Here is a 5138-nt window from a genome sequence, read left to right on the forward strand (position 1 = left end):
AGCCGATTGGCGGTGGCGCAATCGGCGCTCGATATCGGACTGCGCTACGCCAGTGACGCGTCCAGTTCGGCAAGCCCATCGTCAAGTTCCCGCGAGTCTCCGATAAGCTTGCCATGATGGCCGCGGAAATCCTGTTGGCGCGTCAGCTTACCTATTATTCCGCGCGCCAGAAAGACGACGGCAAGCGCTGCGATCTGGAAGCTGGCATGGCCAAGCTGCTCGCCGCGCGGGTGGCCTGGGCAGCCGCTGACAACGCGCTGCAGATCCACGGCGGCAACGGCTTCGCGCTGGAATATACGATCAGCCGTGTGCTGTGCGATGCGCGCATCCTGTCGATCTTCGAGGGCGCCGCGGAGATTCAGGCACACGTCATCGCGCGGCGTCTGCTCGAACAATGAGTGTTGGCGCTGAGCCCCTGCTCTCCCGGCGGTCGGCGATCGCGCTGCTGATTGCGCTTGCCGTGTGCTTCGCGGCCTCGGTCATCGGGGGAGCGCTAACCCGGCCCAATCTCGAATGGTACGCCACGCTGACGAAGCCAAGCTTCGCACCGCCGAACGCCGTCTTTCCGATCGTGTGGCCTATTCTATACGCGATGATGGCGGTCGCTGCCTGGCTCGTCTGGCGAAGCGGAGGCGATGCGGGCGACAAAAAAACCGCGCTCGTTTGGTTCGGCATTCAGCTCGTAATCAACGTGCTGTGGTCGTTCGCATTTTTTTGGATGCAAAGCCCGTCGTTCGGCTTCGGCGTGATCATGGTGCTTCTCGTTGCGATCGTCATCGCCATCGTGTTGTTCGACAGGCTGAGCCGCCCCGCCGCATTGTTGCTGCTGCCGTATCTGCTCTGGGTCTGTTTCGCGACAGGCCTCAACTTTATGATCTGGGTGCTGAACAGCGGTATCGACTTCAGCCAGGCGCCTTCGTGAGCGCACGGCGCCATACCAAATGATTCAACGCTCGGTTCTCATCACCGGCTGCTCATCAGGGATCGGGCTCGCTTCGGCGCGTACGATGAAAGAGCGCGGCTGGCGCGTGTTCGCCACGGCACGGACACCTGCGGACCTCGGGCGGCTGAAAGACGAATATGGGCTCGAGAGCCTGCATCTCGATTATGCGGAACCGGACTCGATTGCCGCGGCCGCGGACTACGTGCTCGGCGCGACGAATGGTGAGCTCACGGCGCTGTTCAACAATGGCGCCTACGGCCAGCCGGGCGCGGTTGAGGACGTGCCGCCGCAAGCCTTGCGGGCCCAGTTCGAGGCGAATGTGATCGGCTGGCACGATCTCACCCGGCGCCTCATTCCGGCGATGCGGGCACGGCACGAAGGGCGCATTGTGCAATGCTCCTCCGTGCTCGGCTTGATCGCGGCGCCCTATCGGGGCGCATATTGCGCCTCGAAATTCGCCGTCGAGGCGTTAAGCGATGCGCTCCGTATGGAGCTCGACGGCACCGGTATCCAGGTGTCCATCATCGAGCCGGGGCCGATCGCCACGCGCTTCATCGAGCACGCACTCGAAGCCTACCGCCGCAATATCGACATCGAGAACTCGCCCCACAGCGAGATCTACCGCGCGCGGCTGGCCCAGATGGAGAAGGGCGGCCAGACGACCTTCAAGCTTCCGCCCGAAGCCGTGGTCAAGAAGCTCATCCACGCGCTGGAAGCCAAGCGGCCGAAGCCGCGGTATTACGTGACCTTTCCCACCTATGCGGTCGCGTTCCTGCGGCGTGTCTTGCCGGTGCGCGCGCTCGACGCGGTGGCGGCAAAGAACTAAAGTCCCGCGCCGGCGTTAGATTTGCGCCCAACGGGACCCTGGAGGGGCACTTGGAAGACACTCTTCGTTGGATTTTGCCATTCGCGCTGGCCGCGGTGGCCATCGTGCTAGTGTTCGGGCTGTTCAACATGCTGCGCGGCGGAAACCCCAATCTCAGCCAAAAACTGATGCGCGCGCGCGTTCTGTTGCAGCTCGTCGCCCTGCTCATCGTTATGGCGATTCTCTATTTGGCAGGAACCCGGCCCTGATAACGAGGTCTTGACCCGCCAAGGGGCCGGGATACGCTAGTTTCTCAAGCGGGTTTGCGCGCCGCGAGCCCTGTAAGATCAGGGCGGGTGCTATGGTTGTCCTCAACAAGATTTACACACGGACCGGCGACGACGGCACGACCGCGCTCGGCACCGGGGAACGCGTGGCAAAATACGATCTCCGCGTGGAGGCCTATGGCACGGTCGATGAGACCAACGCGGTCATCGGGCTGGCGCGCCTGCATACAGGCGATACCGACCCGGCGCTCGACGCCATGCTGGCGCGCATCCAGAACGATTTGTTCGATCTCGGCGCCGATCTGTGTTTCCCGGACGAGACCAAGGACGGCAGCGCCCGTCTGTCGGTAACCGATGCACAGGTCGGGCGGTTGGAATCCGAGATCGATGAGATGAACCGTTCGCTTGAGCCGCTGCGGTCCTTCGTATTGCCGGGAGGTAGACCCGCCGCAAGCTTTCTGCATTTGGCTCGGACCGTGTCGCGTCGCGCCGAACGGCTGATCGTGGCGCTTGCTTCGCGCCCCGAGGAGCCTGTGAGCGAGCCGGCGATCCGCTACGTCAACCGGCTGTCGGACTTCCTGTTCGTTGCTGCGCGTTACGCCAATGACAAAGGTGCAACGGATGTGACGTGGGTGCCGGGCAAGAACCGTTGAGAAGATCGGCGGTGCGCGCGTGTTCGTCCCCCTTCACGACACCAATCCCCTCAAGAAGATCCGCTTCCAATACGTAACGGTGGGGCTGATTGCCCTCAACGTCGCCATCTATGCGATCTTCCAGACCGGCTGGGTCATTCCGCTAGGCGATGAAGATGTCACCGCGTTCGCCGTGATTCCCGCGAAGCTCCTCGCGGACTCAGGCGGCGAGACGGCTTTTTTCGCCAACGGCGCAGTGCTGATCCCGGAGCGGCTGACGCTCGTGTCGTACATGTTCCTGCACGGGGGGTGGATTCACCTGATCGGCAACATGTTGTTCTTGTGGGTGTTCGGCGACAATATCGAGGACGCGATGGGGCATTGGCGCTTCATCATGTTCTATCTGATGTGCGGGATCTTCGCGGCCCTGCTGCACACCTTCATGCTGCCCCATTCGGATTTGCCCCTGATTGGGGCGTCAGGCGCCGTGGCCGGGGTCATCGCCGCCTATCTGATCCTGCATCCCAAGGTGAAGGTCTGGGTGCTGGCGCTATGGCGCATTCCCATCAAAATCACCGCAGCCTGGGCCTTGGGCATCTGGATCTTGGCGCAATTTGGCAACCTCCTGTTCGAGGGCGAGGAGGCGGTCGCTGGTGGGCCCATGTGGGCGGTTTGGTCGCCGGCGGGTGCTGATCCTGTTTATGCGGCGGCGCGGTGTGATCCTGTTCGATCGAACCCGGGGCGGCGCCTGAGGGCACCCGGAAATCCCCAGGAACCATTGACTCCCCCCAATCTGGGCAGTACGGTCGCCGCCATTTCGCAGTTGCGAGATACTGGTTTTTGGGGGGCTAATTCAACCGTGCGGGGAACAAAAAAAAGCCGCATGAAAATCATGGTACCCGTCAAGCGGGTCATCGATTCAAACGTCAAGGTCCGCGTCAAATCCGATGGCAGCGGGGTCGACCTTGCCAACGTGAAAATGTCGATGAATCCATTCTGCGAGATCGCCGTCGAGGAAGCCATCCGCATCAAAGAGCGGGGCGAGGCGAGCGAGGTCGTGGCTGTCTCCATTGGCAGTGCCAAGGCGCAAGACACGTTGCGCACGGCCCTTGCGATGGGCGCCGACCGCGCCATCCTGGTCAAAACCGACGGGACCGTCGAGCCGCTGGCCGTGGCCAAAGTTCTGAAGGCCGTGGCCGAGAACGAGAAGCCCGACCTCATCATCCTTGGCAAGCAGGCGATCGACGACGACTGCAATCAGACCGGGCAAATGCTTGCTGGTCTCCTCGGCGTGCCACAAGGCACGTTCGCCTCGAAGATCGAGCTTGATGGCGACAAGGTGAAGGTCACCCGCGAGGTCGACGGCGGCTTGGAGACTGTCGAACTCACCAAGCCTGCGGTCATCACCACGGATTTGCGCCTCAACGAGCCGCGTTATGCGTCGCTCCCCAACATCATGAGGCCAAGAAGAAACCCGATCGACGAGACCACGCCTGAGGATCTCGGCGTGGATATCGCCCCTCGGCTGAAGGTGTTGGCCGTGGAAGAGCCGAAGGCGCGCGAGGCCGGAATTAAGGTGGACGACGTGCCGAGCCTCGTCGACAAGCTCAAGAACGACGCGGGGGTGCTCTAATGGCGGTGCTGCTGCTGGCGGAGCACGACAACGCGGCGCTGGCGCCCGCCACGGCGAAGGCGCTCACCGCTGCGCGTGAGTTCGGCAGCGACGTCGATATTTTGGTCGCCGGCGAGAGCTGCAAGGCTGTGGCCGACGAGGCGGCAAAGCTCGATGGCGTGCGCAAGGTGTTGCTTGCCGACGCGCCGCATCTCGCGCATCGCTTGGCCGAGGACACCGCTGCCACCATCGTGCCGCTGATGGAGAACTATACGGTGCTCTTGGCGTCGGCGACGACCATGGGCAAGAACGTGTTACCGCGCATCGCCGCGCTGCTCGATGTGGGCCAAATTTCCGACATCGTCGAGGTCAAGTCGCCGGACACGTTCGTGCGGCCGATCTATGCGGGCAATGCGCTTGAGACGGTGCAGACTTCCGACAAGATCATCGTCGGCACCGTGCGGACGACCGCTTTTGCCGCGACGGGCGAGGGCGGTTCGGCCGAGATCGAGACTGTGCCGGTTGCCGATGCCGTCGACCAGTCGAGCTTTGTCGGCGCCGATATCACCGAGAGCGAACGCCCCGAGCTCACCTCGGCGCGCGTGGTCATCTCCGGCGGGCGCGGCATGGCGTCCGGCGACAATTTCGAGAAGCTCATCGCGCCGATAGCCGACCGCCTGGGTGCCGCGATCGGCGCTTCGCGCGCCGCCGTCGACTCGGGCTACATGCCCAACGATTATCAGGTGGGCCAAACCGGCAAGGTGGTGGCGCCGGAGCTCTATATCGCCGTCGGCATTTCGGGCGCGATCCAGCATCTTGCGGGGATGAAAGACTCCAAAGTGAATCGTCGCCATCAACA

6 protein-coding genes and 2 pseudogenes are annotated in these 5138 nt (G+C 62.9%); all 8 read left to right on the forward strand.

The window, feature by feature from the left end; translation table 11 throughout:
• A pseudogene (locus AUC71_RS07210) lies at positions 1–398 on the forward strand (acyl-CoA dehydrogenase family protein); the annotation flags it as partial.
• Positions 395–922 (forward strand): TspO/MBR family protein, encoded by a 528-nt coding sequence (locus AUC71_RS07215; protein ID WP_069623721.1) that lies wholly within the window; start codon positions 395–397, stop codon positions 920–922. The pseudogene AUC71_RS07210 and the gene AUC71_RS07215, both read left to right, overlap by 4 nt.
• A gap of 19 nt (positions 923–941) precedes the next feature.
• Positions 942–1769 (forward strand): SDR family oxidoreductase, encoded by an 828-nt coding sequence (locus AUC71_RS07220; RefSeq protein WP_083238175.1) that lies wholly within the window; start codon positions 942–944, stop codon positions 1767–1769.
• Positions 1770–1819: 50 nt separating this feature from the next.
• Positions 1820–2017, forward strand: a complete 198-nt coding sequence (locus AUC71_RS07225; RefSeq protein ID WP_069623722.1) for a twin transmembrane helix small protein — start codon at positions 1820–1822, stop codon at positions 2015–2017.
• 92 nt (positions 2018–2109) lie between these two features.
• Positions 2110–2688: a cob(I)yrinic acid a,c-diamide adenosyltransferase gene (locus AUC71_RS07230; RefSeq protein WP_069623723.1), complete on the forward strand. Its 579-nt coding sequence runs from the start codon at positions 2110–2112 to the stop codon at positions 2686–2688.
• Between the two features lie 262 nt (positions 2689–2950).
• Positions 2951–3259 (forward strand): annotated as a pseudogene (locus AUC71_RS20985) (rhomboid family intramembrane serine protease); the annotation flags it as partial.
• 291 nt (positions 3260–3550) lie between these two features.
• Positions 3551–4300 (forward strand): electron transfer flavoprotein subunit beta/FixA family protein, encoded by a 750-nt coding sequence (locus AUC71_RS20990; protein ID WP_069623726.1) that lies wholly within the window; start codon positions 3551–3553, stop codon positions 4298–4300.
• Positions 4300–5138: electron transfer flavoprotein subunit alpha/FixB family protein (locus tag AUC71_RS07240; RefSeq protein ID WP_069623724.1), on the forward strand; the 839-nt coding region annotated here is incomplete at its 3' end. The genes AUC71_RS20990 and AUC71_RS07240, both read left to right, overlap by 1 nt.

The sequence above is a fragment of the Methyloceanibacter marginalis genome (genome assembly GCF_001723295.1).
In the GTDB taxonomy this organism is placed as follows: domain Bacteria; phylum Pseudomonadota; class Alphaproteobacteria; order Rhizobiales; family Methyloligellaceae; genus Methyloceanibacter; species Methyloceanibacter marginalis.